A 25,536-nucleotide genomic window follows, 5' to 3' on the forward strand; every position below is an offset into this window, starting at 1 on the left:
GTGTGTGCGACCACCTCGTGGCGTGCGCCGGACCGGTTTCGGGTCCGTGAAGGGACCCTTCACAGACTCAGAGTCCGTGAAGGGTCCCTTCACGGACCTCTACACCGACTTTGCCGGAACCCTGCCCGCCGGCCCACTCGGGGAATGGCTCGCCGAAAAGGCGGAGGGCGTGCTCACCTGACCACAACACCGCAGGACGTGCCCGCAACGTCAATGACGCGCCAGAGCGACCCAGGACCAGACCACCTCCGGCAAACTGCCTCGCGTGTACCACAAACCCACCGGGGGTACGCGTAACTGGAGTTCCGGCTGGGGATCACGTACGAGCTTCGGGGAAACACTTCACCGGGCACCACCGAGACCAGGCCGTGCCAAGAAGCCCGCACCGGACCCGTGTCCAAGCGGATCCCTTGCGCCTGCGCGATGTCTGGCCGCCGGCAAGCGAAAGGGCCGGTCACCACTCGGGTGACCGGCCCTTTCCCGGGTCCGGAACTCAGCTCAGCGGGTATCGCCCGCACGGCGGATCAAGGCATGCTCAGAGCGCGGAGCCCTTCTGCCAATCGGGCCAGGACTTGGACCAGTCGCCGTAGAGGTCCCAGAGCGGCAGCTGCGGGCCGCCGGAGTTGGTGACCTCGACGACGTCGCCGAGGCCGAAGTTGTCGAAGAACCACTGGGCGTTGGCGGCGTTGAGATTGATACAGCCGTGCGAGACGTTGGAGCTGCCCTGCTGGCCGACGCTGTTCGGGTTCTCGTGCACGAACTCGCCGTCGTTGGAGATGCGTTCGGAGAACTTCTCGTTGGAACGGTAGGCCTTCGGGTCCGGCGGGCAGACACCGTAGGTGCACGAGTCCATGGTGTAGTTCGCCTGCTTGTCGGAAATGACATGCGGGCCGAGATGTGTCGGGGTGGCGTCCTTGCCCATCGAGATCGGCATCGACTTGACCATCTGGCCATTGTGGAAGATCTGCATCTGCTCGCTGTTCCCGTCGGCCTTGCCGATCCAGGAATCGTGCACCTTGTACGTTTCGGTGCGATCCTCCGCGCCGAAGACACCGTTTCCGAAATCGACGCCGTAGATCTTCGCGGAGACGGTCAGGGTGGTCCCCGGCTGCCAGTATTCCTTCGACCGGTAGTGGACGTTCTTGTCGTCGATCCAGTACCAGCCGCCCTCCTGCTTCGGCGAGGACTCGACCGACAGCGCCTTCTCCACCGCGGCCTTGTTCTTCACCGGGGTCGCGAAACTGAACACGATCGGCTGACCGACACCGACGCCGGCGCTCTTCACCGCGGACGGCGCGGGGATCAGGTTCGCGTTCGCTTCCTTCTTCGGCGTGATCGTGGTGACGTCACCGGCCTTCTCCACCGGCTTCCCGTCCGTGCCCTGGGCATGCGCGACCACGTGGTAGCTGCCGCCGTAGCCGAGCACCTCGTTGTTGGTCCAGCTCAGCCCGTCCGGCGCGATCTTGCCCGCGACCGGCTTGCCCTTCGCGCTGGTCACCGTCACCTCGGTGAGCTTCCCGTTGGCGGCCTTGACGACGATCGGCGTGGTCGGGTTCATCCCGTGCGCGTCCGCCGGTTCGATGGACACGGTGGCCGGCGAGGAGGAACCGCCCGAACCGGAAGTGCCGGGCGAACCGGAATCGTCTCCGGAGGAACAGGCCGAGGCCAGTAAGGTGGCCACGAGAATTCCGGCGGCCGAAAGAATATTCTTTTTCGGGAACATGATGTCTCTTTTGTGAGGATCGCGGACCGGCAGGCTACTTCTGACAAAGCTACGCGATCGGAAAGACGTCGTGGGCAGCGGATGGGTGCATTGCGGTGACGCGAATCACGGCACCACGAGCCCGGGTGCGCCGTAAAGTCCCGGACCGTCCACGACCAGCTCTTTCAGATAGGTCCGGGCCGCTTCCCGGGCCAGCCGCGCGAGATCGTCGGTGCGGCTGAAGTCGAGCGGGCTGACCCGCAGCGGCTCCGGCCCGGGCAGGTACACCACCGGGGCCACCCGCGCGGCCAGCGGCGCTTCCAGCACTGCCTGATTGCGCATGCTGATCATCGCGGTGTACATCAGTACCTCGGCGAAGGTGCCCGGCGCACTGGGCATCCGGCCCGGGAACGCGCAGTCCAGCACCACGAGCGATTTCGCGCCCATGTGCAGCGCCTGGCGCATCGGCACGTTCGCGACCAGCCCGCCGTCGTACAGCAGCCGCCCCTCGTGTTCCACCGGCGGATAGATGCCCGGGATCGCGCAGCTGGCGAGCAACGGCGCGCGCACCGGGCCGGATCGGAACAGCACCGGTTCGGCCGTGTCGACGTCGGTGGTCACCACGCCGAGCGGCAGCTCCAGGTCCTCGAACCGGCAGTCGGGACCGAGGTGATCGTCGATGATCTTCGCCAGGCCGCTGTTCGGGAACAGGTGGGTCTTGCTGTGCCGGAGGGTGCGGACCTGGCCCAGTACGCCGCCGGGGAACGCCTCGTGCCGGGTCATCCGTGCCCAGATCTCCGGCAGCATGGCCGGGCCGTGCCCGCCGGGCAGGGCGAGCACGGCGGCGTTCAGCGATCCGACGGAGGTGCCGACGACCAGGTCCGGGACCAAGCCCGCCTCGTCGAGCGCCTGGAGCATGCCGACCTGGAGAGCGCCGAGACTGCCGCCGCCACCGAGAACGAAGGCGACCGGCCGCGGGAGAGCGAATGCCATACCGCCGAATCTAGTGAGCCGCGGCCACCCCGAGCGGGTGACTTGTCACTGCGGCGTGCCCGCGGTCTCCTCCTCTTCCGCCTTGGGTTCGGGCTCGGCGAGTGCCTTGCGCTTCTTGAGCCGCAGCAGGAAGAACAGGAGCACGCCGACGATCACCGCGGCGACCACGAGGAATCCGGTGTTGAGCGCGCCTTCGACCTTTTTGGCCGCTTCGCCGAGGGCGGCGCCGAGGCTGATGTGCACGATCGACCAGCAGAGCGCCCCGAGCGTGGTCGCGGGCAGGAACTTCCGGAACGGCAGCCGGGACGCGCCGGCCGCGGCCGGGAGGAGCGTGCGCAGGACCGGGAGGAAACGGGCGAAGAACACTGCCCACGCCCCTCGCCGTTCGAGCACGGCACCGGCCCGGTCCCAGGCGTCCGCGCCGTACTTGCGGATCAGCTTCGTTTCACGCAGCCGCGGGCCGAACCTCCGGCCGAGTGCGTAGCCGATCGAATCGCCGAGCGCCGCGCACACCGTGACGACCGCCCACAGAATGAGGAAGCGGGGCACCGAGGTCGCCGTGGTGGCCGCGATGAGCAGTCCCGATTCGCCGGGCGCGATGAAGCCGAGCCCGATCGTGCACTCGGCGAGCACGAGCCCGCCCGCCGCCGCGACGAGGCCGGGCTGGGGAAGTTCTTGCAGCCAGTTCAACAGGTCCGTTACGAGTGCCACGGCGCCACTTTACTTGCGCTTTGGAATTCGCCGGGGGAGGGGCGGCGAACTGGGGTTTTGCGGGCAGAAAGGGCCGCGTGAACGGTCGAAGCCTGCCCACGGCGGGAACCCGCGGGCAGGCTTCGGGGAGATCAGCGTGCCAGGAGTGAGGTGGCTTCCTGGGCGGCGGGTCCGTGTCCGGCCAGGTGGGCGAGGTTGTCCGGCAGCTCCTCGCCCCGGTGGGCCTTGGTCTGGGCATAGAGCCGCCCCGCGCGATACGACGACCGCACCAACGGCCCCGCCATCACACCCGCAAACCCCAACGATTCGGCGACCTGGGAGTGGGTGACGAACTCCTCCGGTTTCACCCACCGGTCCACCGGATGATGCCGGGGCGAGGGACGCAGGTACTGGGTGATCGTCAGGATCTCGCAGCCCGCCTCGACCAGGTCCCGCATCGCCGGTTCGACCTCGTCCGGGGTTTCACCCATGCCCAGGATCAGGTTCGACTTCGTCACCAGCCCCGCCTCACGGGCGCGGGTGATCACCTCGAGGGAACGGGTGTAGCGGAACCCCGGACGGATCCGCTTGAAGATCCGTGGCACCGTCTCCACATTGTGCGCCAAGACTTCGGGGCGGGATCCGAAGACCTCGGCCAGCTGAGCGGGATCGGCGTTGAAATCCGGGATCAGCAACTCCACACCGGTACCCGGGTTCAGCACGTGGATCTGCCGGACCGTCTCCGCGTACAGCCACGCACCGCCGTCGTCCAGGTCGTCCCGCGCGACCCCGGTGATCGTCGAATACCGCAACCCCATCGCCTGAACGGACTCCGCGACCTTCACCGGCTCGCTACGGTCCAGCGCCGCGGGCTTCCCCGTATCGATCTGGCAGAAATCACACCGCCGCGTGCACTGATCCCCACCAATCAGAAAGGTCGCCTCACGATCCTCCCAACACTCATAAATATTGGGACACCCCGCCTCCTCACACACCGTATGCAAACCCTCACGACGCACCAAACCCTTCAACTCCGTAAACTCCGGACCCATCCGCACCCGAGTCCGAATCCACGACGGCTTCCGCTCAATCGGCGTCTCACTGTTACGCACCTCAAGCCGCAACAACTTCCGCCCCTCCGGCGTCACACTCACCCGGCCCACCCTACGCCCGGGAAGAGGGCAGGTCCCGCTAGCGCGGGTCGGGGGTGACCTCGGTCAACCTGGCGGTCAGTTCCCACAATGCGGACCCGGTGCGCGGGTCCTGGGCGGTGGCCAGCGTACGGAGTTTCGTGGGTGCGCCGTGGGTTTGGAGAAGGTGCCCGGGGCCGATGTAGTCGCCACCGGTCACGTCGTCGGCGGTGGCTGCGTACAGCTGCGACAGCGCGCCTTTTTCCAGGCTTTGCGCGAACAGTGAGCTGCCGAACCCGCCGACGGTCGCGATCAGCTGACGCACCGCAGCGTTCCGATACGAGTCGGCAGTGTTTCCGATCAACGCGGTGTGTGCGAAGCCGGGATGCGCGAGCACGCTCTGTACGGTCGAACCGGCGGCGCGCAGGCGTCGGTCCAGCTCCACTCCGAAAACCTGGTTAGCCAGCTTTGTCTGTCCGTACGCGACGGCTGCGTGGTATCGGTGGTGCTCGGTGTTGAGGTCGTCCAGCCGCAGGTGCGCGCCGAACGCGGTCACGCTCGACAGCGTGACTACGCGCGCGGCTGTCGCACCGCGAAGGGCGGGCATCAGCAGCCAGGTCAGCGCGGCATGCCCGAGGTGGTTGGTGCCGAACTGAAGCTCGAACCCATCGGCTGTCCGACTGTGCGCAGTGGCCCATACGCCGGCGTTGTTCATCAGTACGTCGAGTACGTCGCTAGTGAGGTCGCGTATGGTCGCTGCCGTCTCCCGGACCGACGCGAGGTCGGCGAGGTCGAGATGGACCACTTCGGGCCTCGCGCCGGTCGCTACCGCGGCAACCCGCGTGAGGGCTGCCGCGCCGCGCTCCGGTGAGCGACAGGCCAGGAGTACGCGGGCACCGTGTTCTGCGAGCACTTCAGCCGAGCGCAGGCCGAGACCGGAGTTCGCCCCGGTGATCACGACCGTCCGTCCACTCTGGTCGGTGATGTCGGTCTCGGTCCAGCGCCGGCGCATGCGGCTCAGCTAACTACAGCTCACGCGCTATGTGCGAGTAGTCGCCTCAGATGGCCCATGGGGCTGCGACGGCAGGTCGTACGCGCGTCTCCGGCGCGTACCAGCGCATCGAGCGCATGGCCCACGTTGGTGACCTCTTCGCGCGGTTCGCTCGCTTCGGCGAGCCCGGCCGTGACGGCCAGCATGCGCAGCTCGCCTTCGTGCAGTGGCACCAAAGCGGTGCAACGCTGCACACCGTTGTCCAGCAACGTACGCAGCGCCTGGTGCTTCGACTGCGCGCGGCGCCACGCTCGGGACACTGCGTCGACCTGGTCGCCCACGCCGTCCGCGAACGCGTCTTCCGGATCGGCCAGTTCGGCACGCAGATATCCGCCGAGCAGCTGGCTCCACTTGTACTGCAGGGCCAGCAGCAGATTCTCTTCGGTGCCGAACACCTCGGCGGCACCCGGGATCTCGTCGAGCGCCAGCGGCTCGGCCGGGGCGCGTTCGGCGTGGCGGACGGCGGCTTCGAGGATTTCCCGGCGGCGGTAGAAGTCGGTCCAGCTCATGGTGTGGCTCCCCTTCCGTGGCCCAGGTCATACCGCAGGTTTGCGGCATACTCCCGGTACGGACCTGACGCGGTCAACATACCACGGGTATGCCCACCGTCCGCCCGGCGTAAGGTCGTGATCGTGCCGACAATGAGGTCCCGACGACTCGACTATTCGGAGTCGACCCGTTCCGCCCTGGTCGAGTCCGCGGTGGAGCTGTTCACCAAGCGTGGGTACGCGAGTACCTCGCTCGACGAGGTGGCCAAACGCGCCCGGGTCACGAAAGGGGCGCTGTACCACCATTTCGCCGGGAAACAGGCGTTGTTCGAGGCCGCGTTCGAGTCGGTGGAGAGCCTGGTCTACGACCGGCTGGAGAAGATCATGACCGGTCCCGGTACCGCGTGGGAGCGGGCGCTGGGCGGGCTCAAGGCGTTCATCGGCAGCTGCCTCGACCCGGCCTACCAGCGGATCGCCATCCACGAGGCGCCGGTGGTGATGGGCTGGGAGCGCTGGCGCGAGGCCGAGGAGCAGTGCAGCTTCGGGCTGGTGCGCGCCGGGCTGCAGCTGCTCGTCGACGCGGGCGAGGTGGAGCCGGTGCCGGTCGAGGTCACGTCGCGGCTGCTGTTCGGCGCGTTGTCCAGTGCGGCCACCGAGATCGCGAGCGCGGCCGACCCGAAGAAGGTCGGCGCGGAGATCGAGGACGTGATCGTACGGATGCTGCTGCGAGTGCGCCGTCCGGCAGGCGAAGAAGCGCCGGAACGAGCCGCCGCCGGTGATTAGGCTGGCGGCCATGGACTTGAGGATCTTCACCGAACCCCAGCAAGGGGCGAGCTACGACACCCTGTTGCGCGTGGCGCGGACGACCGAGGCAGCGGGTTACGACGCGTTCTTCCGCAGTGACCACTACCTCTCGATGGGCGACGCGGATGGGCTGCCCGGCCCCACGGACGCGTGGATCACCCTGGCCGGGCTGGCCCGGGAGACCGAGCGGATCCGGCTCGGCACGCTGGTCACCGCGGCCACTTTCCGCAACCCCGGCCCGCTCGCGGTCTCCGTCGCGCAGGTGGACCAGATGTCGGGCGGGCGGGTCGAATTCGGCCTCGGGTCCGGCTGGTTCGATGCCGAGCACACCGCGTACGGCCTGACGCTGCCGCCGCTCAAAGAGCGGTTCGACCTCTACGCCGAGCAGCTGGAGATCATCACCGGCCTGTGGCGCACTCCGGTGGGGGAGAAGTTCTCCTTCTCCGGCAAGAACTACACGCTCATCGACTCGCCGGCGCTGCCGAAGCCCGCGCAGTCGCCCGCGCCGCCGGTGATCATCGGCGGGAGCGGCAAGAAGCGCACCCCGGAGCTGGCCGCGCGGTTCGCGGACGAGTTCAACCTGCCCTTCGCCGACCAGGAGACCGCCCTCGCGCAGTTCGAGCGGGTGGCCGCGGCGGCGACCGCGATCGGCCGCGACCCGAAGGAGATCCTCCGCTCGGCGGCGCTCACCGTGGCGGTGGGCAAGGACGACGCGGAGGTGACCCGTCGTGCCGCGGCGATCGGCCGGGATCCGGAGGAGCTGCGCCGCGACGGGCTGGCCGGCACCGTGGCCGAGGTGGTGGAGCGGATCGGGCAGTGGCGGGAAAGGACCGGAATCACCCGGCTTTACCTGCAGGTGCTGGATCTCGCCGACCTGGACCACATCGAGTTCATCGCGGCCGAGGTCGCTCCCCAACTCGACTGAACCCGTGGTGAAAAGCTGTGAAGGGTCCCTTCACAGCATTCGGGTCAGTTCTGCAGGGCGAAGGTGACGCCGGGGGCCTGCGGGGCCTCCGGGCGCGGCAGCCAGCGGTCGTCGCGGACCGGCAGTTCGCCTTCCAGCGCGGCCAGCACCAGCTCCTGCGCCAGCGGCAGCGCTTCGTCGACCGGGACGTCGCGCTGCAGCTCGGAGGACAGCGAGGTGACGCCCGCGTCGCGGATGCCGCATGGCACGATCGCGTCGAAGGCGCCGAGGTCGGCGTTGCAGTTCAGCTCGAACCCGTGCATCGTCACCCCGCGCTGCACACGGATGCCGATGGCCGCGATCTTGCGTTCGATCCCGCGGTCGTCGGCCGGGATCCACACTCCGCTGCGGCCCTCGACACGGCCGCTGTGCACGCCGAAGTGGTCGCACACCGCGATCAGCGCCTCTTCCAGCCGCCGCACGTACTGCACCACGTCGATCGGGTCGGCGAGCTTGAGGATCGGGTATCCGACCAGCTGGCCCGGCCCGTGCCAGGTGATCTTGCCGCCGCGGTCCACGTCGATCACCGGGGTGCCGTCGGCCGGCCGGTCCTCGGGCTCGGTGCGCTTGCCCGCGGTGTAGACCGACGGATGTTCCAGCAGCAGCATGGTGTCCGGGCCGGTCCCGTCGGCACGGGCGGTGAGGACCTCGCGCTGCAGGTCCCAGGCCTCGGTGTACTCGATCGTGCCGATCTTCCGCACGTCGACGGGTTCAGTGGCGGCGCGGCAGCTGGTGCTCGGAGAACTCACCCATTGAGGCTACCTCGCTCCACCGCCGGAAAGGGCAGCAGCCGAAGTGCGCTCGCCGACACCAGGCCCGCACCCAGGACGGCCAGAACGGCGCCGACGGTGTCGGTGACCCAATGCACACCGAGCACGACCCGGCAGGCCGCGGCGAGCACTGTCGCCACCACTGCGGCTGTTGCCGCCCACCGCATTTGACGTGGCCACAGCCAGCCGCACAGCAGCACCACGACCAGCCCGGTGGCGGCCACGGACACCACATGCCCGCTCGGATAGCTCAGATCCGGGTACGCGCGCGGGCGCTGCCTTTCGAACACGGGCTTGAACGCGAGGCTGGTCAGCCTGCACACCACCAGCACGACACCGAGCCGCAGACATCCGGACCACCGTGTCCGGTCGCGCAGCGCGACGGCGATCAGCACCACCCCGAGCACGTACGGCAGGACCGGCCCGAGAACGGTGGTGATCACCTCCGCGACCGCGCCCGCCGGCCGCGAGTCCTGCCCACGCAAGGCATTCGCGACCTCGGTATCGAGCGACAACGGCCTTCTCGCGACGAGCAGGCCAAGCCCCAGGAAGGCGGCGAACAGCACCACACCGGTGACCGCCCACCGCACCCGCGGCACGGTCATGTCGCTGCGGCCAGCGCGCTTTCCACAGCGCGGTGCCGGAAGTCGTAGCCGCTCTCCTCCAGCCGGCGCGGCAATGCGCGCTGCCCGAACAAGGCCATTTCCTCGCCCGCTTGACCCAGCGCGGTCTTCACCGCGATCGCGGGCACCCACCACGGCGCGGGCCGGTGCACCGCCTGGCCGAGCGCGCGGGTGAACTCGGCATTGGTCACCGGCGCCGGTCCGGTGAGGTTGACCGGACCGGACACCGCGTCGTGTTCGAGCAAGTGCTGCAGTGCGCCGATCTCGTCGTCGAGCGAAATCCACGGCATGAACTGGCGTCCGTTGCCGAGCCGCCCGCCGAGCGCGAAGCGGGCGAGCGGCCGGAGCACGTTCAGCAACCCGCCTTCGCGGGCGAGCACCAGCCCGGTGCGAGCAGTGACCACGCGGGCGCCCGCTGTCACCGCGTGCGTCGTCGCGCTTTCCCACGCCCGGCACAGACCGGCGAGGAAACCCTCGCCGGAAGCGGAATCCTCAGTGACCACAGTGGACCCGGTGTTGCCGTAGAAGCCCACCGCGGACGCGTTCACCATTACGCCGACGCCGTGTTCGGCCACTGCTTCGGCGAGTACCTCGGTCGGCTCGACCCGGCTGTCCAGCAGGACCTGCTTGCGCATCCCGCTCCACCGGCCGGGCAGCAACGGCGCCCCGCACAGGTTCACCACCGCTTCGACGCCGTCGAAGGTGCCTTCGTCGATGCGCCCGGACGGCGGGTCCCAGCCGCGTTCGTCCGCTGTCCGCGCGGTCCGCCGCACCAGCCGGCGCACCTCGTGCCCGGATGCGCGCAGCCGCCCGGCCAGTGCCCTGCCGATCAGTCCGCCGGATCCCGCGATGAGTACCCGCATACCTCTGATCGTGTCCTATCCGCCCGGAATCTGCACAGCCGGGCACGGTGCCGTGGTGACTTGACTGTCCGAAGTGGACTGCGCGGGGAAACGGCGAAGGCCCCCGCACCCGGGCCGGGGTGCGGAGGCCTTCACGGTGGCGCGCGCCGGGGTCAGAGCCCCAGCTCGTCCTCGAAGTTGCCCTCTTCCAGCCGCTGCTTGATGGTGGTCAGGAAGCGGCCGGCGTCCGCGCCGTCGACCAGGCGGTGGTCGTAGGTCAGCGGCAGGTAGACCATCGAGCGGACCGCGATGGTGTCGTTGCCCTCGGCGTCGGCCACCACGACCGGGCGCTTCACCACGGCGCCGGTGCCGAGCATGCCGGACTGCGGCTGCACGATGATCGGCGTGTCGAACAGGGCCCCGTTGGAACCGATGTTCGTGATGGTGAAGGTGCCGCCGGTCAGCTCGTCCGGCTTGATCCGGTTGGCCCGCGCCCGCGCCGCCAGGTCGGCGATGCGGTGCGCGAGACCGGCCAGGCTCAGCTCACCCGCGTCGTGGATCACGACCGAGAGCAGGCCGCGCTCGGTGTCCACCGCGATGCCCAGGTGCACGGCGCCGTGGTAGGTGATCTCCTTGCTGCCCTCGTTGTAGGAGGCGTTGACGTTCGGGTGCTGCTTGAGCGCCTCGACCGTGGCCTTGGCGAAGAACGGCAGGAACGTGAGGTTGACGCCCTCGCGCTCCTTGAACGCCGCCTTGGCACGCTGGCGAAGCTTGGCGATCTTGGTGACGTCCACCTCGTGCACCTGCGTGAGCTGCGCGGACTCCTGCAGCGACTCGCGGGTCTTGGTGGCGGTGATCTGCCGGATCCGGCTCGCCTTCTGCACAGTGCCGCGCAGCGCCGCGAGTTCCGGCGAGACCGCCGCCGCGCGCGGGGCGGCCGGCGCGGGTGCCGCTGCGGCCGGGGCCGCGGCGGGCGCCGCCGGAGCGGCCTGCTTCTGCTTGGCCTCGGCCGCCGCGAGCACGTCCTGCTTGCGGATCCGGCCGCCGACGCCGCTGCCGGTCAGCGACGCGAGGTCGATGCCGTGCTCAGTCGCCAGCTTCCGCACCAGCGGCGTGACGTACGGGCCTTCGGCGGCGCCGTTGCCCGACGGTGCCGCCGCGGGGGCGGGTGCCGGGGGAGCGGGCGGCGCGGGGGCGGGCTTGGTCTCCTGGACCGGCTCGGGGGCCGGGGCAGGCGTGGGCGCCGGTGCCGGGGGCGGGGGCGGCGGTGCGGCGGGTGCCGGGGCCGGAGCGGCCTGCGGCGCCGCGTTCGCGTCGCCGATCACCGCGAGCACACCGCCGACCTCGACGGTCTCGTCCTCGCCGGCGCGGATCTCCAGCACGGTGCCGGCCACCGGGGACGGGACCTCGGTGTCGACCTTGTCGGTGGAGATCTCCAGCAGCGGCTCGTCCACCGCGACGCTGTCGCCGACCTGCTTGAGCCACCGCGTGACGGTGCCCTCGGTGACGCTCTCGCCCAGCTCGGGCAGCTTCACGTCGGTGCCCGAGCCGTTCGCGGCGGGGGCGGCAGGCGGGGCCGGGGCCACGGTGGGTGCCGGGGCCGGAGCGGCCTGCGGGGCGGGCTCCGGTTCCGCGGCTGGTGCCGGGGCGGCGGCCGGCACACCGCCGGTGCCGTCGTCGATCACCGCCAGCTCACCGCCGACCTCGACGGTCTCGTCCTCGCCCGCGCTGATCTTCACCACGGTGCCGGCGACCGGCGACGGGACCTCGGTGTCGACCTTGTCGGTCGAGATCTCGAGCAACGGCTCGTCGACCTCGACCCGGTCGCCTTCCTGCTTCAACCACCGCGTGACGGTGCCCTCGGTGACGCTCTCGCCGAGCTCCGGCAAGGTGACGGAGTAGGCCATTGTTCGCTGACTCCCTTGATCTGTAAGACGTAGGTGGATTCTGCGGGTGAGACGTCAGCTGTGCACGTGCAGCGGCTTGCCCGCGAGGGCGAGGAACGCTTCACCGAGGGCCTCGGTCTGGGTGGGGTGCGCATGGATCAGCGGGGCGACGTCCTCGGGGAACGCCTCCCAGCTGTAGATCAGCTGCGCTTCGCCGATCAGCTCGCCGACCCGGTCGCCGACCATGTGCACGCCGACCACCGGGCCGTCCGGGGCCTTGACCAGCTTCACGCCGCCGGAGGTCTTGAGGATCTGGCTCTTGCCGTTGCCGCCGAGGTCGTAGGTGAACGTGGTGACGTCCGCGCCGTACTGCTCCTTGGCCTGGGCCTCGGTCAGGCCGACCGAGGCGACCTCGGGGTGGGAGTAGGTGACCCGCGGGATCCCGCGCTCGTCGATCACTCGCGGGTTCTGCCCGGCGATCTCCTCGGCCACGAAGATGCCCTGCTGGAACCCGCGGTGCGCGAGCTGCAGGCCGGGCACGATGTCGCCGACGGCGTAGACGTTCGGCAGGTTGGTGCGCAGGCGCTCGTCTGTCGGCACGAAGCCGCGGTCGATCGTGAGGCCGGCCTCCTCGTAGCCGTGCCCGGCCGAGTTCGGGCCGCGGCCGACGGCGACCAGCAGCAGGTCGGCCTCCAGGGTCTCGCCGGACTCCAGCGAGACGCTCACGCCGTTGTCGTCCTGCTTGGCGCCGGTGAAGCGGACACCGGTCTTGAAGGCGATCTTGCGGCGGCGGAACGCGCGCTCGAGCTGCTTGGAGGCGAACTCGTCCTCGTTCGGGACCAGCCGCGGCAGCGCCTCGACCACCGTGACCTCGACCCCGAAGGAGGCCCACACGCTGGCGAACTCCACCCCGATCACGCCACCGCCGAGCACCACGACCTTCTGCGGCACGTAGTCCAGGGTCAGCGCCTGCTCGCTGGCGATGATCCGGCCGCCGAGTTCGAGGCCGGGCAGCGTGCGCGAGTACGAACCGGTGGCCAGCAGGAGGTTCTTGCCGGTGTAGCGGGTGCCCTCCACCTCCACCGTGGTGCCGCCGACGAACCGGCCGGTACCCTCGACCAGGTTCACCTTGTGCGCCTTGGCCAGGCCCTGGAGGCCTTTGTACAGGCGGGCGACGATACCGTCCTTGTACTTGTTCACGCCGGCGATGTCGATGCCCTCGAACACGGCCTTGACGCCGAACGACTCCGCTTCGCGGGTCTCGTCCGCGACCTCCGCCGCGTGCAGCAGGGCCTTGGTCGGGATGCAGCCCCGGTGGAGGCAGGTCCCGCCCAGCTTGTCCTTCTCGATCAGCGTGACGGAAAGGCCCAGCTCGGCCGCGCGGAACGCCGCGGCGTAGCCGCCCGATCCGCCTCCCAGGATCACGAGGTCGGCGGAGGTGTCGCTCACTTCAATAACTCCTCGGCAGCGATGGGGTGAAGCTCTTCTTCGCCGCGGCACGCGGTATAAACGCGCGCGCGACATGGCCATCTTGTCACTACGCCGTCCGGCCGTGCGAGCGAGCCGGGCCAAGCCGGGCATGCGACCCCGGCCACACCGCCGGGCAGGAATAATGGAAGTGGGACTCCAGCAGGAAGAGAGGTGGTCGGAGTGGGGATCTTCGACGGGTTCCGGCGCCGCGGCCGCGGTGGCCGAGGGTCCGGCGCGGTCCGGCGGGCCGATGCCGAGGACACTCGCTACCTGCAGGAATGGGCGGCGGCCAGGCGCGGTGTCGAGGCGTTCGTGGAGCCGCGCACGACCGTGACCGAGACCACTGTGCTGCTGGTCGCACACGACGGCGAGTCGACCCGGCGGCGGATCGGGAGTCTCGAAGCGGCGCAACGGTTCGGGCACCGCAACACGATCCCCGTGTACGAGGTCTCCCGGGTCGGCTACCCGCAGCGTATGCGCGATTACCGCGAGCGGCAGAAGCGCCGTCCGGGGGCGTGATCGGGGTTCAGGCGCTTGCTTCGAGCAGCCGGAGGTGGCGTTCGAGCAGCGCGCGGAACGACGGGTGCGCGCTGCTGCCGAAAGTCAGGTCCACCTCGACCGCGTGCCAGTCGCCGCCGGTGCGGGCAAGGAGAACGGTCGCGGGCGCGGAGATGATCACCACGTCGTCCTCCGTGCGGAGTTCGGCGGCGGGCAGCAACCGGGGGAAGACGACGTCCGCGGGCAGGCCGTCGGTCACCGTGAGGAAATCGCGGTAGTCGTCAGGGAGCCGGACGCCGAGCCGGTGTTCGGCGGCGGCGATGCCGGCGGGCGTGGCCGGGCGGCCGGGGCGTTGCCCGCGTAGCCGCAGGATCGCGGCGATGAGGTCCGGCCAGCTCCGCGTGCCGGCGGGGTACCGTTCGCGTAGCGCGGCGATCAGCGCACCCGCGCACTGCTGCGGCCAGTCCGGGCCGAGGCCGAGCGGATCGGCGCCCTCGACCAGCCGGCGAGCCAGCGGACGGGTCGCCGCGAGTGCCGCGACGTCCGGCTCCGGCCGGTTCGTGACCAGCCCGGCCCAGCCGTCCGGATCGCCCGCGGCGAGCGCGGCGCGGACCGGGTCGGGCCTGCCCGGGGCGAGGGCGCCGATCGCGCCCGCCACCGGGGATCCCTCGAACAGACCGTCCAAATCAGACACTTGACGGGTGAGGAATGCTTGGTGCGCGCGCTCTTCCGCGTCGAGGTCCAGCGGCGGCAGGGATTCTGCCCACTGTGGACGGTCGCCGCGCGCCTCGAACAGCATCGCCCAGCCTCGGGCACGCACGGCGTCGGGGGCCAGCGCCGAAGCCGGCCGTCCGGTCACCGTTTGCCACTGGGTGATCAGGCGGTCCGCCGGACCGGCCGCGCCCGCCGTGGCCAGCAGCAGGGCCGCGTGGCCGATCCGGCGGTCCACCGCGAGATCGTCACCGGTCAGCACGTCGCGAACGGCGGTTTCGAGGTAGTCGTCGCGTTCCATGCGTCCCTGCTCCGTGGTCTGTGAAGGGCACCTTCACGGACTCAGCGTCCGTGAAGGTGCCCTTCACGGCAATTTTCCCGGCGAGGGATCAGCCGTGCGTGGCGATGTCGGCGAGGACGGCGGCGATCGAGCGGACCGGCACGCCGGTGCCGCCCTTCGCGGTGTAGCCGTACGGCGCGTTCTTGTGGTAGGACGGGCCGGCCACGTCGATGTGCACCCAGGTCAGGTCCTCGGGCACGAACTCGCCGAGGAAGATGCCGGCGACGAGCATGCCGCCCCAGCGGTGGCTGGTGACGTTGGCCAGATCGGCCAGCCGCGAGTCCAGGTCGGCGCGCAGCTCCTCGGGCAGCGGCATGGCCCAGCCGCCTTCGCCGGTGGCCTGCATGATGCCCGCGACCCGGTCGCGGAACTCGTCGGTGCCCATCACGCCCGCGGTGCGGTTGCCGAGCGAGACGACCTGCGCGCCGGTGAGGGTCGAGGTTTCGATCAGGTAGTCCGGGTCCTCTTCGGCGGCCCGCACAATCGCGTCGGCCAGCACCAGCCGGCCCTCGGCGTCGGTGTTGAGCACCTCGACGGTCTTGCCGCCGTACATGGTCAGCACGTCGCCGGGGCGGTAGGCGCTGCCCGAAGGCAGGTTCTCCGCGAGCGGGATGTGGGCGGTGACCTCAAGCGGGTACTTCAGCTTGGCGGCCAGCACCACCGAGGCGAGCACGGCGGCCGCGCCGGACATGTCGGAGGTCATGTCGTCCATGCCCGCGGAAGGCTTGAGCGAGATGCCGCCCGAGTCGAAGGTGATGCCCTTGCCGACCAGCGCGACCTTCTTGCCCGCCTTGGCCGGCTTCCAGCTCACGCGCAGCAGCCGCGGCGGCCGGGTGGAACCGCCGCCGACGCCGAGGATGCCGCCGAAGCCCTTGCGCTTGAGCACCTTCTCGTCGAGCACCTCGAAGTCCAGGCCGTTCGCCTCGGCCAGCTTCTTCGCGCGGTCGGCGAACGAGGCCGGGAACAGGTCGTTCGGCGGGGTGTTGATGAGGTCGCGGGCGATGATCACCGACTCGGCGATCGTGGTGGCCGCCTTCAGCGTGGCCTTGTGCTCGCGTGCGGTGCCTTCGGCGGGGTTCGCGAAGTCGGCGCGGGCCAGCGGGCTGTCACCCTTCTCCGAGCGGTACTCGGTGAAGGCGTACGCACCCAGCGCGGTGCCCTCGACGGCGGCGTGCAGATCAAGCACCGACAGCGTGACGAAGGCGCGGTCGGTGCCGGCCAGCGCGCGGGCGGCGGCACCGGCGGCGCGGCGCACCTGCTCGGCGGTGACCGTCCCGTCCTGCTGCTTGCCGAGGCCGACCGCCAGCAGCACCCCTGCGGGCAGCTTGCCCAGCGTCGGCAGCTTCACGACCTGCTCGGCCTTGCCGGTGGCGCCGAGCGTGCCCAGCACGTCGGCGAGCGTCCCGTCGAACGCCGCGTCGGCGACTTCGGCACCGGCGGCGAGCACGGGACCGTCCGCGCCCTGCACAATGCCGATCACGACCACGTCGGCGCGGGTCTTGCCCACGGCCGCCTCGGTGTTCTCGGTGAGGGCGAGCTTCGGCACGGTCACTTCTGGCTCCTCGCGACGTCGCGTGGACCGGGCGGGCCCGCCCGGTCGATTGTGAGCCATGCTAATGACACGTTCGGGCGACGGTCGGAAGGGGACCATAGTGCGGCTAGGGGGCGGACTCCTGATGGTGCTGGCAGTGGGTGCTGCCGGGGCCAGGTACTGGGTGCTCGCCGGGGTGGTGCTGGCCGCGGTCGTCGCGGTACTGGTTTCCCGGCTGCCTTCGCTCGGAACGGGGCAGCTCGACCGTTACACCGGTGGTGTCGCACGGCTGGCTCAGCTGGTGGTCTTCGCGATCGTCTTCGGCGCGTACGTGGTGCCGTCGCAGTCGTCGTACGCCGCGGGCGCGCTGGTGGTTCTCGTTGTCGCAGCTGACTTCGCGGGGCTGCGGTTGCCCACTGTGCTCGTACGCTGGCTGACTGTCGTACTGCTCGTCGCTGCGGCGGTGCTAGTGGTGCTGTGCGCCGTCGTCCCACCGGTGGTGACTTTTGACGGCATCGGTTCTCCGAACGTGCCTGCAGTCGTGGTGGCTGCGCTCGTCGTGTTGCCGTTCTTGTTGCCGAGCACGGGGGAGCGGCTGCGCGCAGTGACGCTCGCAGTGGTGGCCGTGCTGGTGACCGTGGTCGCGTTGGTTCAGCTTGGCCCGATTCGGCTAGGGCTCGCCGAGACGTCGTTCCGCGATCTCTTGTACGCCGCGGACGCCGGTCAGCTACAGCCGTTGCTGACTGTGGTCGTTGTGCTCGCGACGGTGCCTGCAGCGCTGACGACGTTCACTGATGCGCGGGAGCGGTTCGCGCCGTCCGGCGGTCTGCCCGGCGTCGCAGGCGGCGTGGTGGCGGCAGCGGCTGCGGCGTTTGCTCCGGTGTACGCGGTGCTTCTCGTTGCAGGGCTTGCCACGGTCGTCGAGCTGGTGCTGCGTACTCGGCTTCGCCACTACGGTGACGTACATGAATGATCACCACCGACGTCGGTGGGCGCCGGGCGAGACCGTCGTCGAGCGTTTCGTGCGGCCGGACGGTTCCGTCGGACAGGAACATCCGCTGCGAGTCATCTCCGACGATGGGCAGGTGCTGTTCGGCTGGCTTCCGTTGGGGACGCCGATCATCGGGAGCCGGCTCCAGGACGGCCGCGCGCTGCGCGATGCCCCGCTGGCCGAGCGATTTCGCGTGCCGCGGATTTCAGTGCCCGACATCTGGCACGGCACCTCGACACTGCGGATGATCCCGGAGGACGCTTGGTCGTCGGTGTGGTGGTTCTTCGAGCCGGACGGCCGGTTCCGCGACTGGTACGTCAACCTCGAAGTGCCGCTCGGCCGCTGCGCGGGCGGCCCCGACCGGATGGACGGCATCCTGGACCTGGTGGTCACGCCGGACATGGGCTGGCGCTGGAAGGACGAGGACGAAGCGGTGGCGGCGGTGCACGCGGGGCGGCTCACGCCGGAGCAGCTCGACCGGCTGCGCGAGGAGGGCGAGCGGATCGGCGCGCTGGCCGGGCGCGGTGTGTTCCCGTTCGACGGCTCGTACACCGATTTCCGGCCGGAGCAGGACTGGCCCCGGCCCGCGCTGCCGGGCTGGCCGCGCTAGCGGGTCATCGGGTCATCAGGAAGAGCGCCACCATCAGGATGGCGTCGACCACGAACAGCACCACCACCGAGCGGGTGGGCAGCTTCGCGGTGATCACCCCGCCGTGCAGGCTGCGCCACCAGTAGAGGCCGAAACCGGCCGCGACGAGGCCGAGGAAGAACCCGAAGCCGCTGCTGAGCAGGCCCCAGCCGACCATGCCGAGCATCCCGGCGCCGAAGGTCAGCAGGACCGCGGTCGCGAAGGTCTTCACGTCGGTGCCGGTGGACTTCGCCGGGTGCGCGGGTTGCGTGGTCACCCCGCCATCGTAGAGGCGGGTCCCGCGTGGTGGCCACGGCGGCGGGCCGGGATCCCGGAAAAGCGAGGACATCCGACTAACGCCCGTCCGACCAAGCTAATATCCGGGTATGACCACAGCGACGCAGTTCAGCCATGTCCCGCACCCGAGCCCCGCGAGCGCGGACCGCGTCGCCGAGGTACTGGCCAAACCCGGATTCGGCACCTACTTCACCGACCACATGGTCACCGTGAAGTGGAACCAGGAGCAGGGCTGGCACGACGCGACGGTCGGCCCGTACGCGCCGTTCACGCTCGACCCGGCGACCTCCGTGCTGCACTACGGCCAGGCGATCTTCGAGGGGCTCAAGGCCTACCGCCAGCCGGACGGCACGATCGCCGCGTTCCGCCCGGACGCCAACGCCCGCCGGTTCCAGGAGTCCGCCGAGCGGCTGGCCATGCCGCAGCTGCCGGTTGAGATCTTCCTCGACTCGCTGCGCGAGCTGATCGAGGTGGACGAGCGGTGGGTGCCCACCCGCCAGGGCGACTCGCTGTACCTGCGGCCGTTCCTGATCTCCACCTCGACGGGGCTGGGGGTCAACCAGCCGGCCGCGGAGTACCTGTACACGCTGATCGCCTCGCCGGCCGGGTCGTACTTCAGCGGCGGCGTGAAGCCGGTGCGGGTGTGGCTGTCCACCGAATACGTGCGCGCGGCGCCCGGTGGCACCGGCGCGGCCAAGTGCGCGGGCAACTACGCGGCGTCGTTCGTGGCGCAGGCGCAGGCCGTGGAGAAGGGCTGCGACCAGGTCGTGTGGCTGGACGCGGTGGAGCGGCGCTGGGTCGAGGAGATGGGCGGGATGAACCTGTTCTTCGTCTTCGGCTCGGGCGACAAGGCGCGCGTCGTCACCCCGGAGCTGACCGGTTCGCTGCTGCCCGGCGTGACCCGCCGGTCGCTGCTGCAGCTGGCCGCGGACGCCGGGTACGCGGTGGAGGAGCGGCGCATCTCCACCGAGGAGTGGGAGAAGGCGGCCGCCTCCGGCGAGCTGACCGAGGTCTTCGCCTGTGGCACCGCCGCGGTGATCACCCCGGTCGGCCACGTGAAGCACACGGGCGGCGAGTTCTCCGTCTCCGGCGGACAGCCCGGCGCGGTGACCATGCAGCTGCGTGAGCAGCTCGTCGGCATCCAGGAAGGCACCCGGCAGGGCCCGGAGGGCTGGCTGCTGCGCCTGCGCTGACCCCTGTCGAATGCTGTGAAGGGTCCCTTCACGGACCCTGGAAAGCCGTGAAGGGACCCTTCACAGCCGCTGAGTCCGTGAAGGTGCCCCTCACAGCCCTTCACCCTGGGCGGCGGAGACCAGTCCACCGGACCCTGCGGCGAGGGCGCGGCCGCCAGCCCGGGGGCAGCCTTGCGACCGGCCCGCCGACCGGGGCCGGGCTGCCCGGCTTTCCGAGGTCTGTGAAGGGTCCCTTCACGGACTCTGCGTCCGTGAAGGGACCCTTCACAGCTTTTCCGGAGCGAGCGGGCGTCAGAGCAGCGGGGTGAGGGGGCCGGCCACGCCGGACTGCTCGTGCGTGGTCATCTCCGCCAGGATCCGGGCGGCCATCATCAGCAGGGGCAGCGCGGTGACCGCGCCGGTGCCCTCGCCGAGCCGGACGTCCAGGTCGAGCATGCCGCCGAGGTCCAGGTGTTCCAGGGCCAGCGCGTGCGCGGGCTCGCCGGTCAGCTGACCGGCCATCCACCACCGGCGTGCGCCGGGGGCCAGCTCCTCGGCCAGCAGCGCGGCCGCGCACACGACCAGCCCGTCCAGCACGACCGGGGTGCGGCGCACCGCGGCCTGCGCCAAAAACCCCGCCATCGCAGCGATGTCCGCGCCGCCGGAGGTCCGCAGCAGGGCCAGCGGATCGGCCTGGACGACGCGGGCCCGGCGGAGCGCGTCGCGGACCGCGGCGGCCTTGCGCATCCAGGTGTTGTCGTCGATGCCCGAGCCACGGCCGACCACGGCCACCGGCTCGGTGCCGGTCAGCGCGGCGACCAGGACCGAGGCCGGGGTGCTGTTGCCGATTCCGAGGTCACCGGCGATGAGCAGATCGGCGCCGCCGTCCACCTCGGCATCGGCGATCTTCCGGCCCGCGAGCACCGCGGCGCGGACCTCCGCGTCGGTCAGGGCGTCTTCCACGTCGATCGAGCCCGAGCCCCGGCGCACCTTGAACTCGCCGATGGAGCGCATCGCGGATTCCTCGGTGTCCACGGCCATGTCCACCACGCGCACCCCGGCGCCCGCCGCGGCGGCGAGCACGTTGATCGCGGCGCCGCCGGTGAGCATGGTGGCCACCAGCTGGGAGGTGACCTCGCGTGGATAGGCGGACACGCCCTTGGCGGCGATGCCGTGGTCCCCGGCGAACACCACCACCCGGGGCCGGGTGAACGGCCGCGGCGGGGCCTGGCCCTGGCAGGCCGCGATCCATACGCCCAGCTCCTCCAGCCTGCCCAGCGAACCGGCCGGTTTCACCAGCTTGCCGTGCAACGCGATGGCGGCCGAGCGGGCCTGGTCGCTGGGTGGCTCGATCTCGCCGAACTCGATGCCGGTCTCCGCGTCCACGCCAGGTCTTCCTCTCGCCAGGGGCTCCCGGCGCTCAACCTACCGCCAGGCCGGACGGTAGGTTGAGCGCCGTGCGTGAAACGACGGCGGCCGGGGTCGTGCTGGCCAGTGGCGCGGGTACCCGGGTGGGTGCCGCGCTGAACAAGGTCTACCTGCCGGTGGCGGGACGGCGGGTGGCCGCGTGGTCGCTCGCGGCCTTCGCCGCGGTGCCCGGGATCGGTGTGCTGGTGCTGGTGATCCGGCCGCAGGACCGGGAATTGGCCGAGGAAGTGCTGGCCGCGCACCCGGGCCGGGTGGATATCGTGCCCGGCGGGCCGGCCCGGCAGGCCTCCGAGCTGAACGCGTTGCGCCACCTCGCGCCGCGAATCGAGGACGGGACCGTGGACGCGGTGCTGCTGCACGACGCGGCCCGCCCGCTGGTCACGCCGGAGCTGATCGGCGCGGTGCTGGACCGGACCCGGGAGCACGGGGGAGCGGTGCCGGGTCTCGCCGCCGATGACGTGGTCTCGATGGCCGGACCGGATACCGTCGGCGCCCCGCTGCCCGGCGCGATCCGGGTGCAGACCCCGCAGGGCTTCCGTGCGCGGCCGTTGCTCGCGGCGTACGAACAGGCTGAGGCAGAAGCGTTTCTCGGCACCGACACGGCTTCCTGCATGGAGCGGTTCTCGGCGCTGCCGGTGCAATGGGTGCCTGGCAGCGCGGAGAACCTCAAGATCACCTACCCGTACGACCTCGCGGTCGCCGAGCGGCTGCTGCGACGCTGACCACAAGAGTCACACGGTCCGGGTCAGCCCGGGATCGGTGATCACCAGGCCGGCCAGCGCCTCGTCGATCGCGGTCAGCAGCCCGGGTTCGAGCTTCACCCCGGCCGCCTTGACGTTCTCGTGCACCTGCTCCGGCCGGGAGGCGCCGATGATCGCCGCGGCGACGTTCGGGTTCTGCAGCACCCACGCCACCGCCAGCTGCGCCATGGACAGCCCGGCGTCGGCCGCCAGCGGAGCCAGTTTCGCCACCGCGGTAAGGGTTTTCTCGCTCAGCAGGTGCTTGACCGCGCCGGCGCCGCCGCTCTCGTCGGTGGCTCGCGATCCGGCGGGCAGCGGCTGGCCGGGCCGATACTTGCCGGTGAGCACGCCCTGCGCCACCGGCGAGAACACGATCTGGCTCAGCCCTTCGCGCTCCGACGCGGGCACCACCTGCGATTCGATCACCCGCCACAGCATCGAGTACTCCGGCTGGTTGGACACGAACGGGATCTTCAGCTCCCTGGCCAGCGCCGCACCGCGGGTGATCTGGTCCGCGGTCCACTCGGAGACACCGATGTAGAGGGCCTTGCCCTGGCGCACCAGATCGGCGAACGCCTGCATGGTCTCTTCCAGCGGCACCGTCCGGTCGAACCGGTGCGCCTGGTACAGGTCGACGTAGTCGGTGCCGAGCCGGCGCAGTGAGGCGTGCGCGGACTCCATGATGTGCTTGCGGGACAGGCCCCGGTCGTTCGGTCCCTTCGGGCCGGTCGGCCAGAAGACCTTGGTGAAGATCTCCAGGCTCTCCCGGCGCTGCCCCCGCAACCCGCGCCCGAGCACCGACTCGGCCACGGTGTTGGCGTAGACGTCGGCGGTGTCGAAGCTGGTCACCCCGGCGTCCAGCGCCGCCTTGATACACGCCTGCGCCTGGTCCTCCTCGACCTGGGAACCATGCGTGAGCCAGTTGCCGTAGGCGATCTCGCTGATGTTCAGGCCGCTGCGGCCGAGCCGTCGAAACTCCATGGCACCCAGCCTAGGTGCCGGTCGTTCGCGTTGCCGACGACTGGGTCAGCCGGGGATCGGGTCGCCGGCCCGCAGCCGCGGCTTGGGCACCCGCAGCTTGCGGATCTGGCTCGCCCGGACGAAGGAGTACCAGCCCAGGCCCCGGGTCGCGGCGGGCGGCTCCTTCGGGAAGCGCTCCCGCGCCAGCTTGCCGATCCGGCGGCCGTTGAGGTAGCCCTCGACCGCCATGACCACCAGCATCGCCATGCAGACCAGGGTGATGTACTGCTGCGCCGCGGGCACCGGGATCAGCAGCGCGACGAACACCAGGATGGCCAGCGGCATGAACAGGCCCAGGATGTTGCGCCGGGAGTCCACCAGATCGCGCGCGTAGGCCTTGACCGGCCCGCGGTCGCGCGGGGGCAGGTACTTCTCGTCGCCGGACATCATCCGGTCCCGCCGCTCCTTGGCGGCCGCCCGGCGTTCCTCCTTGGTCACCGGGTTGGCCTTGCGCAGTTCCTTGTTGCGCTTCATCGCCTCACGCATGGTGGTGGGCGGTGCCGCGACCGGACCGCGCTTGCGCCCCTCGGCCTCCCGCCTGGACGGGGTGGCCCGCCCCTTGGCCGGCGTGTACGCCTTGGCGGTCGGACCGGATTCGGCCGCGGCGGACTCGGCCGCGGACTCGTCGGCGGCGGGGTCTTCGGACTTTCGGCGCAGGAACCTCACCGGTCCAGGATATTGCAGACGTCACGGCGTTGGTCACCAGGTCGCGGCATATGCGACGATGGGCCGGGAACAGATCGGGTGCTGTTCGTGTTGTCCGTAATGGATGAGAAGCACCCGCAGCGAGTTCTACCTAGAGGGAGTGCCATGACGACCGCTGAGCAGACCGGCGCGACGCAGGCCGAGACCGCCGAGGAGACCCACGGCGTGACCTTGACCGACGCCGCCGCCGCCAAGGCGAAGGCCCTGCTCGAGCAGGAGGGCCGCGACGACATGCACCTGCGCATCGGCGTGCAGCCCGGTGGCTGCGCGGGCCTGCGCTACCAGCTGTTCTTCGACGAGCGCACGCTCGACGGCGACCTGTTCCGCGAGTTCGACGGCCTGCGTGTGGCCGTCGACCGGGCCAGCGCCCCGTACGTGAGCGAAGCGGTGATCGACTTCGTGGACTCGATCGAGAAGCAGGGCTTCACGATCGACAACCCGACCGCCACGGGGTCGTGCGCCTGCGGCGACAGCTTCCACTGAGCCGGGATACCCGCGAAGGCTGTCCACCGAACCCGGTGGACAGCCTTCGCGCGTTTGCAGGTGTTCGGGACGCGGGGACAGGGCGTCAAGCCGGCCGCCCCGGGGGATCAGACGTAGGCGTCGAGGTCCGCGACCTGGGCGTGGCAGGCCTCGTCCACGGTCCACGGGCGGGGCCGCGGCGCGGGCAGCCGGGCCTCGCGGCAGGCCGGGGCGTGCAGGGCGGGCGGGATGTCGGCGCAGTCGGCGATCAGCTCGCCGAGCGTTTCGGGTTCGGTCCTCAGGTGCACTCCAGGCACGTTATTGAGCTCGCGTCGAGGGCAACACCGGTACCAGCCGGTAGTGTTTTCAGGGGCGTGGGAACCACCCGGAAGGGGCACGCCCGTGCCAGGCGTACCCGACAGTTCTGAGGAGAACCGGTGGCAGACAAGCCCAGGATCGCCGTGTCCGGCAGTATCGCGACGGACCATCTGATGCATTTCCCGGGGAGGTTCGCCGAGCAGCTCGTGGCCGAGCAGTTGCACCGGGTGTCGCTGAGCTTCCTCGCCGACGACCTGGTCGTGCGCCGCGGCGGGATCGGCGCCAACATCGCGTTCGGGCTGGGCGTGCTCGGCGTGCGCCCGGTGCTGGTCGGCGCGGTGGGCGCGGACTGGGCCGACTACGCCTCCTGGCTGGAGCGGCACGACGTGGACACCGGCGGGGTGCTGGTCTCCGAGGTCGCGCACACCGCGCGGTTCGTCTGCACCACCGACGAGGACCTCTGCCAGATCGCCACCTTCTACGCCGGTGCGATGTCGGAGTCCCGCAACATCGAGCTCAAGCCGATCGCCGATCGCGCCGGTGCGCTGAGCCTGGTGCTGATCGGGCCGGACGACCCCGAGGGCATGGTCCGGCACGCGCAGGAGTGCCGGCAGCGCGGGTACCCGTTCGCGGTCGATCCGTCGCAGCAGCTCGCCCGGATGGACGGCGCGCAGGTGCGGGAGTTCGTCGCGGGCGCGAAGTACCTGTTCAGCAACGACTACGAATGGGAACTGCTGCTGCAGAAGTCCGGCTGGACCGAGGCGGACGTGCTCGAGCGCGTCGGCATGCGGATCACCACGCTCGGCGAGAAGGGCGTGGAGATCATCGGCCGGGACGGTCTCGCGCTGCAGATCGGCGCGGTCCCGGAGCGCACCAAGGCCGACCCGACCGGGGTCGGGGACGGGTTCCGCGCCGGATTCCTCGCCGCGCTCGACGGCGGTCTCGGCCTGGAACGGGCCGCCCAGCTCGGTTCGCTGATCGCGGTGCTCGTGCTGGAGACGGTCGGCACCCAGGAGTGGACCTTCGACCGCGCGGACGCGCTGAAGCGGCTGAGCGAGGCCTTCGGACCGTCCTCGGCCGACGAGATCGCGCCCGTCCTGCCCGCCTGATTCTGCCTGCTGTGAAGGGTCCCTTCACAGCCCCAGCGTCCAGGGTGTCGGCAAAGTTGGTCGGGGACCCGGCAGTGGGCGATGCGGAGGTGTGTGCGACCACCTCGTGGCGTGCGCCGGACCGGTTTCGGGTCTGTGAAGGGACCCTTCACAGACTCAGAGTCCGTGAAGGG

General features: G+C 70.4%; 27 protein-coding genes. 9 read left to right on the forward strand and 18 right to left on the reverse strand.

Features of this window, described 5'->3' with window-relative positions; genetic code table 11:
- Positions 1–535 precede the first annotated feature (535 nt).
- The 6 genes from D5S19_RS07005 to D5S19_RS07030 all read right to left on the reverse strand — a co-directional run bounded on the left by D5S19_RS07005 (position 536) and on the right by D5S19_RS07030 (position 6,075).
- Positions 536–1,723 carry a L,D-transpeptidase gene (locus D5S19_RS07005; protein ID WP_120022508.1) on the reverse strand — a complete coding sequence of 396 codons (1,188 nt, stop codon included), beginning with the start codon at positions 1,721–1,723 and terminating at the stop codon, positions 536–538.
- 105 nt (positions 1,724–1,828) lie between these two features.
- Entirely contained in the window at positions 1,829–2,695 is an 867-nt protein-coding gene (locus D5S19_RS07010) for a patatin-like phospholipase family protein (RefSeq protein WP_120022509.1), read from the reverse strand.
- A gap of 45 nt (positions 2,696–2,740) precedes the next feature.
- The gene (locus tag D5S19_RS07015) at positions 2,741–3,406 is read right to left on the reverse strand and encodes a DedA family protein (RefSeq protein WP_120022510.1); all 666 of its coding nucleotides are present in this window, start codon (positions 3,404–3,406) and stop codon (positions 2,741–2,743) included.
- Positions 3,407–3,537: 131 nt separating this feature from the next.
- The gene (gene lipA, locus D5S19_RS07020) at positions 3,538–4,539 is read right to left on the reverse strand and encodes a lipoyl synthase (protein ID WP_120022710.1); all 1,002 of its coding nucleotides are present in this window, start codon (positions 4,537–4,539) and stop codon (positions 3,538–3,540) included.
- Between the two features lie 37 nt (positions 4,540–4,576).
- Positions 4,577–5,527 carry an oxidoreductase gene (locus D5S19_RS07025; protein WP_120022511.1) on the reverse strand — a complete coding sequence of 317 codons (951 nt, stop codon included), beginning with the start codon at positions 5,525–5,527 and terminating at the stop codon, positions 4,577–4,579.
- Between the two features lie 20 nt (positions 5,528–5,547).
- Positions 5,548–6,075: a hypothetical protein gene (locus D5S19_RS07030; protein WP_120022512.1), complete on the reverse strand. Its 528-nt coding sequence runs from the start codon at positions 6,073–6,075 to the stop codon at positions 5,548–5,550.
- Positions 6,076–6,207: 132 nt separating this feature from the next.
- Here D5S19_RS07030 and D5S19_RS07035 point away from each other — a divergent pair, with 132 nt between their 5' ends.
- The gene (locus D5S19_RS07035; protein WP_120022513.1) at positions 6,208–6,837 is read left to right on the forward strand and encodes a TetR/AcrR family transcriptional regulator; all 630 of its coding nucleotides are present in this window, start codon (positions 6,208–6,210) and stop codon (positions 6,835–6,837) included.
- A 10-nt stretch (positions 6,838–6,847) separates the two neighbouring features.
- Entirely contained in the window at positions 6,848–7,783 is a 936-nt protein-coding gene (locus D5S19_RS07040) for an LLM class F420-dependent oxidoreductase (RefSeq protein WP_120022514.1), read from the forward strand.
- A 44-nt stretch (positions 7,784–7,827) separates the two neighbouring features.
- On the opposite strand, the gene lipB is transcribed toward D5S19_RS07040, so the two are convergent.
- The 5 genes from lipB to lpdA all read right to left on the reverse strand — a co-directional run bounded on the left by lipB (position 7,828) and on the right by lpdA (position 13,392).
- The gene (lipB, locus tag D5S19_RS07045; RefSeq protein ID WP_120022515.1) at positions 7,828–8,571 is read right to left on the reverse strand and encodes a lipoyl(octanoyl) transferase LipB; all 744 of its coding nucleotides are present in this window, start codon (positions 8,569–8,571) and stop codon (positions 7,828–7,830) included.
- A complete protein-coding gene (locus D5S19_RS07050) occupies positions 8,568–9,197 on the reverse strand; it encodes a phosphatase PAP2 family protein (RefSeq protein ID WP_120022516.1) in 630 nt (209 codons plus the stop codon). Before D5S19_RS07050 ends, lipB begins: the two co-directional genes overlap by 4 nt.
- Positions 9,194–10,078 (reverse strand): TIGR01777 family oxidoreductase, encoded by an 885-nt coding sequence (locus D5S19_RS07055; protein WP_120022517.1) that lies wholly within the window; start codon positions 10,076–10,078, stop codon positions 9,194–9,196. The genes D5S19_RS07050 and D5S19_RS07055 overlap by 4 nt, the downstream gene beginning before the upstream one ends.
- Positions 10,079–10,230: 152 nt before the next feature.
- Positions 10,231–11,964, reverse strand: coding sequence for a 2-oxoglutarate dehydrogenase, E2 component, dihydrolipoamide succinyltransferase (gene sucB / locus D5S19_RS07060; RefSeq protein ID WP_120022518.1), 1,734 nt, complete (start codon positions 11,962–11,964; stop codon positions 10,231–10,233).
- 54 nt (positions 11,965–12,018) lie between these two features.
- Positions 12,019–13,392, reverse strand: a complete 1,374-nt coding sequence (lpdA, locus tag D5S19_RS07065; RefSeq protein ID WP_120022519.1) for a dihydrolipoyl dehydrogenase — start codon at positions 13,390–13,392, stop codon at positions 12,019–12,021.
- Between the two features lie 192 nt (positions 13,393–13,584).
- Here lpdA and D5S19_RS07070 point away from each other — a divergent pair, with 192 nt between their 5' ends.
- Complete coding sequence (locus tag D5S19_RS07070) at positions 13,585–13,932, forward strand: oxidoreductase (protein ID WP_120022520.1); 348 nt, start codon at positions 13,585–13,587, stop codon at positions 13,930–13,932.
- Positions 13,933–13,939: 7 nt separating this feature from the next.
- Here the strand turns inward: D5S19_RS07070 and D5S19_RS07075 are convergent, their stop codons facing one another.
- A complete protein-coding gene (locus tag D5S19_RS07075; protein WP_120022521.1) occupies positions 13,940–14,923 on the reverse strand; it encodes an SMI1/KNR4 family protein in 984 nt (327 codons plus the stop codon).
- 88 nt (positions 14,924–15,011) lie between these two features.
- Entirely contained in the window at positions 15,012–16,514 is a 1,503-nt protein-coding gene (locus tag D5S19_RS07080) for a leucyl aminopeptidase (RefSeq protein WP_120022522.1), read from the reverse strand.
- Between the two features lie 124 nt (positions 16,515–16,638).
- Between D5S19_RS07080 and D5S19_RS07085 the strand changes: the two genes are divergently transcribed.
- Together D5S19_RS07085 and D5S19_RS07090 are read left to right on the forward strand one after the other, a co-directional pair.
- Positions 16,639–17,466 carry a sulfatase gene (locus D5S19_RS07085; protein WP_233573757.1) on the forward strand — a complete coding sequence of 276 codons (828 nt, stop codon included), beginning with the start codon at positions 16,639–16,641 and terminating at the stop codon, positions 17,464–17,466.
- The gene (locus tag D5S19_RS07090; protein ID WP_120022524.1) at positions 17,459–18,094 is read left to right on the forward strand and encodes a DUF402 domain-containing protein; all 636 of its coding nucleotides are present in this window, start codon (positions 17,459–17,461) and stop codon (positions 18,092–18,094) included. Before D5S19_RS07085 ends, D5S19_RS07090 begins: the two co-directional genes overlap by 8 nt.
- A gap of 4 nt (positions 18,095–18,098) precedes the next feature.
- On the opposite strand, the gene D5S19_RS07095 is transcribed toward D5S19_RS07090, so the two are convergent.
- Positions 18,099–18,389 carry a hypothetical protein gene (locus D5S19_RS07095; RefSeq protein ID WP_120022711.1) on the reverse strand — a complete coding sequence of 97 codons (291 nt, stop codon included), beginning with the start codon at positions 18,387–18,389 and terminating at the stop codon, positions 18,099–18,101.
- Between the two features lie 109 nt (positions 18,390–18,498).
- Here D5S19_RS07095 and D5S19_RS07100 point away from each other — a divergent pair, with 109 nt between their 5' ends.
- Positions 18,499–19,602: a branched-chain amino acid aminotransferase gene (locus tag D5S19_RS07100; protein ID WP_120022525.1), complete on the forward strand. Its 1,104-nt coding sequence runs from the start codon at positions 18,499–18,501 to the stop codon at positions 19,600–19,602.
- Between the two features lie 291 nt (positions 19,603–19,893).
- Here D5S19_RS07100 and cobT read toward each other — a convergent pair whose 3' ends face one another.
- The gene (gene cobT, locus D5S19_RS07105) at positions 19,894–20,967 is read right to left on the reverse strand and encodes a nicotinate-nucleotide--dimethylbenzimidazole phosphoribosyltransferase (protein ID WP_120022526.1); all 1,074 of its coding nucleotides are present in this window, start codon (positions 20,965–20,967) and stop codon (positions 19,894–19,896) included.
- 62 nt (positions 20,968–21,029) lie between these two features.
- Between cobT and D5S19_RS07110 the strand changes: the two genes are divergently transcribed.
- On the forward strand, positions 21,030–21,731 hold the full coding sequence (locus D5S19_RS07110; RefSeq protein WP_199730385.1) for a 2-C-methyl-D-erythritol 4-phosphate cytidylyltransferase: 702 nt from the start codon (positions 21,030–21,032) through the stop codon (positions 21,729–21,731).
- Positions 21,732–21,740: 9 nt separating this feature from the next.
- On the opposite strand, the gene D5S19_RS07115 is transcribed toward D5S19_RS07110, so the two are convergent.
- Entirely contained in the window at positions 21,741–22,730 is a 990-nt protein-coding gene (locus D5S19_RS07115; RefSeq protein ID WP_120022528.1) for an aldo/keto reductase family protein, read from the reverse strand.
- Positions 22,731–22,775: 45 nt separating this feature from the next.
- Entirely contained in the window at positions 22,776–23,435 is a 660-nt protein-coding gene (locus tag D5S19_RS07120; RefSeq protein WP_120022529.1) for a DUF3043 domain-containing protein, read from the reverse strand.
- 144 nt (positions 23,436–23,579) lie between these two features.
- Between D5S19_RS07120 and D5S19_RS07125 the strand changes: the two genes are divergently transcribed.
- Entirely contained in the window at positions 23,580–23,957 is a 378-nt protein-coding gene (locus D5S19_RS07125; protein ID WP_098510611.1) for a HesB/IscA family protein, read from the forward strand.
- Positions 23,958–24,064: 107 nt separating this feature from the next.
- Here the strand turns inward: D5S19_RS07125 and D5S19_RS07130 are convergent, their stop codons facing one another.
- Complete coding sequence (locus D5S19_RS07130) at positions 24,065–24,244, reverse strand: hypothetical protein (RefSeq protein WP_120022530.1); 180 nt, start codon at positions 24,242–24,244, stop codon at positions 24,065–24,067.
- 129 nt (positions 24,245–24,373) lie between these two features.
- Between D5S19_RS07130 and D5S19_RS07135 the strand changes: the two genes are divergently transcribed.
- Positions 24,374–25,363: a carbohydrate kinase family protein gene (locus D5S19_RS07135; protein ID WP_120022531.1), complete on the forward strand. Its 990-nt coding sequence runs from the start codon at positions 24,374–24,376 to the stop codon at positions 25,361–25,363.
- The last annotated feature ends 173 nt before the right edge of the window (positions 25,364–25,536 follow it).

Origin of the sequence: Amycolatopsis panacis, from assembly GCF_003600245.1 — a bacterium.
GTDB lineage: Bacteria > Actinomycetota > Actinomycetes > Mycobacteriales > Pseudonocardiaceae > Amycolatopsis > Amycolatopsis sulphurea.

What these genes read in the sequence shown, in the direction of transcription:
- D5S19_RS07005 (WP_120022508.1), bottom strand. Translation starts at nt 1,723, where the DNA reads ATGTTCCCGAAAAAGAATATTCTTTCGGCCGCCGGAATTCTCGTGGCC.
- D5S19_RS07010 (WP_120022509.1), bottom strand. Translation starts at nt 2,695, where the DNA reads ATGGCATTCGCTCTCCCGCGGCCGGTCGCCTTCGTTCTCGGTGGCGGC.
- D5S19_RS07025 (WP_120022511.1), bottom strand. Translation starts at nt 5,527, where the DNA reads ATGCGCCGGCGCTGGACCGAGACCGACATCACCGACCAGAGTGGACGG.
- D5S19_RS07030 (WP_120022512.1), bottom strand. Translation starts at nt 6,075, where the DNA reads ATGAGCTGGACCGACTTCTACCGCCGCCGGGAAATCCTCGAAGCCGCC.
- D5S19_RS07035 (WP_120022513.1), top strand. Translation starts at nt 6,208, where the DNA reads ATGAGGTCCCGACGACTCGACTATTCGGAGTCGACCCGTTCCGCCCTG.
- D5S19_RS07040 (WP_120022514.1), top strand. Translation starts at nt 6,848, where the DNA reads ATGGACTTGAGGATCTTCACCGAACCCCAGCAAGGGGCGAGCTACGAC.
- D5S19_RS07050 (WP_120022516.1), bottom strand. Translation starts at nt 9,197, where the DNA reads ATGACCGTGCCGCGGGTGCGGTGGGCGGTCACCGGTGTGGTGCTGTTC.
- D5S19_RS07055 (WP_120022517.1), bottom strand. Translation starts at nt 10,078, where the DNA reads ATGCGGGTACTCATCGCGGGATCCGGCGGACTGATCGGCAGGGCACTG.
- sucB (WP_120022518.1), bottom strand. Translation starts at nt 11,964, where the DNA reads ATGGCCTACTCCGTCACCTTGCCGGAGCTCGGCGAGAGCGTCACCGAG.
- D5S19_RS07075 (WP_120022521.1), bottom strand. Translation starts at nt 14,923, where the DNA reads ATGGAACGCGACGACTACCTCGAAACCGCCGTTCGCGACGTGCTGACC.
- D5S19_RS07085 (WP_233573757.1), top strand. Translation starts at nt 16,639, where the DNA reads ATGGTGCTGGCAGTGGGTGCTGCCGGGGCCAGGTACTGGGTGCTCGCC.
- D5S19_RS07090 (WP_120022524.1), top strand. Translation starts at nt 17,459, where the DNA reads ATGAATGATCACCACCGACGTCGGTGGGCGCCGGGCGAGACCGTCGTC.
- D5S19_RS07100 (WP_120022525.1), top strand. Translation starts at nt 18,499, where the DNA reads ATGACCACAGCGACGCAGTTCAGCCATGTCCCGCACCCGAGCCCCGCG.
- D5S19_RS07115 (WP_120022528.1), bottom strand. Translation starts at nt 22,730, where the DNA reads ATGGAGTTTCGACGGCTCGGCCGCAGCGGCCTGAACATCAGCGAGATC.
- D5S19_RS07125 (WP_098510611.1), top strand. Translation starts at nt 23,580, where the DNA reads ATGACGACCGCTGAGCAGACCGGCGCGACGCAGGCCGAGACCGCCGAG.